The 3,382-nt window shown below is 65.2% G+C and carries 4 protein-coding genes and 1 pseudogene; all 5 read left to right on the forward strand.

From position 1 onward, the window contains the following. Positions 1 to 626 (forward strand): chemotaxis-specific protein-glutamate methyltransferase CheB (cheB, locus tag RT028_RS20145; protein ID WP_312937240.1); only part of this gene is annotated, 626 nt, incomplete at its 5' end. After that, a complete protein-coding gene (locus RT028_RS20150) occupies positions 626 to 1,366 on the forward strand; it encodes a flagellar motor protein (protein WP_312937242.1) in 741 nt (246 codons plus the stop codon). The genes cheB and RT028_RS20150, both read left to right, overlap by 1 nt. A 3-nt stretch (positions 1,367 to 1,369) precedes the next feature. Next, positions 1,370 to 2,227, forward strand: a complete 858-nt coding sequence (gene motD / locus RT028_RS20155) for a flagellar motor protein MotD (protein ID WP_312937244.1) — start codon at positions 1,370 to 1,372, stop codon at positions 2,225 to 2,227. 78 nt (positions 2,228 to 2,305) lie between these two features. After that, complete coding sequence (locus RT028_RS20160) at positions 2,306 to 3,094, forward strand: ParA family protein (RefSeq protein WP_312937246.1); 789 nt, start codon at positions 2,306 to 2,308, stop codon at positions 3,092 to 3,094. Beyond that, positions 3,094 to 3,382 (forward strand): annotated as a pseudogene (locus tag RT028_RS20165) (chemotaxis protein CheW); the annotation flags it as partial. The gene RT028_RS20160 and the pseudogene RT028_RS20165, both read left to right, overlap by 1 nt.

The raw sequence follows: 3,382 nt of genomic DNA on the forward strand, positions 1-3,382 counted from the left end.
GCCCGTTGCCATCGCGCAGTGCTGCCGCGCCGGCCGCGTCCAGCACGCCTGCGCCACGGCGCAAGCCTTACAAGCTGGTCGCCATCGGCACGTCCACTGGTGGCCCGGTGGCGCTGCAGCGGGTACTGACGCAGCTGCCGGCTGGCTTCCCGGCGCCCATCGTGCTGATCCAGCACATGCCGGCAGCCTTCACCAAGGCCTTCGCCGAGCGCCTCGACAAGCTCTGCCGCATCAACGTCAAGGAAGCCGAAGACGGCGACATCCTGCGTCCGGGCCTGGCCCTGCTGGCCCCTGGCGGCAAGCAGATGATGGTCGATGCGCGCGGCACGGTGAAGATCCTTCCCGGTGACGAGCGCCTCAACTACAAGCCGTGCGTGGACATCACCTTCGGCTCGGCCGCCAAGTCCTATGGCGACAAGGTGCTCTCGGTGGTCCTCACCGGCATGGGCGCCGACGGCCGCGAAGGTGCGCGCTTGCTCAAGCAGAGCGGCAGCACGGTGTGGGCCCAGGATGAAGCCAGCTGCGTGATCTATGGCATGCCCATGGCCATCGTCAAAGCCAACCTGGCCGATGCGGTGTACAGCCTTGACGACATTGGCCGGCACCTGGTCGAGGCCTGCGTCTGATGGATGTGCTGAGCCTGATCGGCCTGATCCTGGCGTTCGTGGCTATCGTGGGCGGCAACTTCCTCGAAGGCGGTCATGCCGGTGCGCTGATCAACGGCCCGGCAGCCTTGATCGTGCTGGGCGGCACCTTGGCCGCGGCCTTGCTGCAGTCACCCCTGTCGGCCTTCAAGCGGGCCATGCAGATCCTGCGCTGGATCCTCTTTCCGCCGCGCATCGACCTGGCCGGCGGCATCGACCGGGTGGTGAACTGGAGCCTGACGGCGCGCAAGGAAGGCCTGCTGGGCCTGGAAAGCGTCGCCGACATCGAACCTGACCCGTATGCGCGCAAGGGCTTGCAGCTGCTGGTCGATGGCGCAGAGCCGGAGGCGGTGCGCAGCATTCTCGAAGTGGATTTTCTCACCCAGGAAAGCCGCGACCTGCAAGCGGCCAAGGTGTTCGAGTGCATGGGCGGCTACGCGCCGACCATCGGTATCATCGGTGCGGTGATGGGCTTGATCCACGTGATGGGCAACCTGGCCGATCCGGCGCAGTTGGGCAGCGGTATCGCCGTGGCCTTCGTCGCCACCATCTATGGGGTGGCCAGCGCCAACCTGATCCTGTTGCCGGTGGCGAACAAGCTCAAGGCGCTGGTGATGCGCCAGTCGCGTTACCGGGAAATGCTGCTGGAAGGGTTGCTGTCGATTGCCGAAGGGGAAAATCCACGCTCGATCGAGTTGAAGCTGCAAGGCTTCATGGAGTAGGGCATGCGCCGTCGTCGCCACGTTGAAGAACCGGAAAATCACGAACGCTGGTTGGTGTCCTACGCGGACTTCATCACCTTGCTGTTCGCCTTTTTCGTGGTGATGTACTCGATTTCCTCGGTCAACGAAGGCAAGTACAAGGTGGTGTCCGAAGCCCTGCTGGGCGTGTTCAACGACCCGGAGCGCAGCGTGCGGGCCATCCCCATTGGTGAGGAACGGCCGCTCAGCGTGCGGCCGGCCCAGCCGCTGGTCAAGGACAGCGAACAGACTGACGCCGGGCTCGGGCAGGCCAGCAATGACCCGCTCAAGACCATTACCGACGAGGTCACGGCAGCGTTCGGCGATCTGATTTCGGGCAACCAGATGACGGTGCGCGGCAACGAGCTGTGGGTCGAGATCGAACTCAATTCCTCGCTGCTGTTCGGCAGTGGCGACGCGATGCCAAGCGATGCGGCGTTCTCGATCATCGACCGTGTGGCGGGCATTCTGAAACCTTTTGCCAACCCGGTGCACGTCGAAGGCTTCACCGACAACCAACCGATTCGCACGGCGCAGTACCCGACCAACTGGGAGCTGTCCTCGGCGCGCGCGGCGAGCATCGTGCGCCTGCTTGCACTCGATGGCGTCAACCCCGGACGCATGGCCTCGGTGGGCTATGGCGAATATCAACCGGTGGCGGCGAACGACACGCCGGCCGGGCGCGCCAAGAACCGCCGGGTGGTGCTGGTGATTTCACGCAACCTTGAAGTGCGCCGCAGCCTGACCGCCACGGGCAGCGCCAACGCTACGCCAGACGCGGCCTTGCGCCGGGCTGGCACACAAAGTGCACCTGCGAGCGGAGCGGCGGCGAATGACAGCTGATCACGTCAATTCTCCGTCACCGAATCAAAATACCGTTCCCGGCATGGCTGTCGGCCACCCGGGAGGAAGCAAGGCACCATGAGAGTCTGGGCAGTCGCCAATCAAAAGGGTGGGGTCGGCAAGACCACCACCACCATCGCCCTGGCAGGCTTGCTGGCCGAGGCGGGCAAGCGCGTGATCGTCGTCGACCTCGATCCGCACGGCTCGATGACCAGCTATTTCGGGCACAACCCCGATGCGCTCGAGCACAGTTGCTACGACCTGTTCCAGCACAAGGGCGCGGTCCCCGATGGCCTGCCCGGGCAGTTGCTGCTGCCCACCAGTGACGAGCGTATTTCCCTGTTGCCATCGAGTACCGCGCTGGCGGTGCTGGAGCGTCAGTCGCCTGGCCAGAATGGCCTGGGCCTGGTGATCGCCAAGAGTCTGGCGCAGCTGTGGCAGGATTATGATTTCGCCTTGATCGACAGCCCGCCGCTGTTGGGCGTGCTGATGGTCAACGCGCTGGCTGCGAGCCAGCAGCTGGTGATTCCCGTGCAGACCGAGTTCCTCGCCGTGAAGGGCCTGGAGCGCATGATCAGCACGCTGACCATGATCAACCGCTCGCGCAAGCAAGCGCTGCCGTTCCAGATCGTGCCGACGCTGTTCGACCGTCGTACGCAGGCCTCGATGAGCACGCTCAAGCTGCTGCGCGACAGTTATCCCGAACACGTCTGGCAGGGCTACATTCCGGTCGACACGCGCTTGCGCGATGCCAGCCGTGCCGGGGTCACCCCCAGCCAGCATGATCCCAAGAGCCGCGGCCTGGTAGCGTATCGCGCGCTGCTCAAGCACCTGTTGACCTACCGTAACGCATTGCAGGTGGCCTGATGAACGCACCCCGACCGCTTGCCAGCAAGCCGCAGCTGGCGCTGCAGTCCTACCTCGATGGGCTGTTGCAGGACGCCACTGACCTGCTCGATAGCGAACTGCCCGCCGCCGCCGGCAGCGATGCCGACGAATTTGCCCAGGCCGTACGCGAAGAGCAGCAGCGTGACGCCAGCCGGCAGCCCGCCGTGCTGCACCGGATGCCGAGCCGGCCTTTTGCCGAGCCGCCCGCGCCGCCCAGCTTGCCTGGCCTGCTGAACGTGGCCGAGCCGGTGCTGAAGGTGGTGGACG

Source organism: Pseudomonas sp., assembly GCF_032058845.1.
GTDB lineage: Bacteria > Pseudomonadota > Gammaproteobacteria > Pseudomonadales > Pseudomonadaceae > Aquipseudomonas.

Coding starts and splice junctions, on each gene's coding strand:
- RT028_RS20150 (WP_312937242.1), top strand. CDS start 626: ATGGATGTGCTGAGCCTGATCGGCCTGATCCTGGCGTTCGTGGCTATC.
- motD (WP_312937244.1), top strand. CDS start 1,370: ATGCGCCGTCGTCGCCACGTTGAAGAACCGGAAAATCACGAACGCTGG.
- RT028_RS20160 (WP_312937246.1), top strand. CDS start 2,306: ATGAGAGTCTGGGCAGTCGCCAATCAAAAGGGTGGGGTCGGCAAGACC.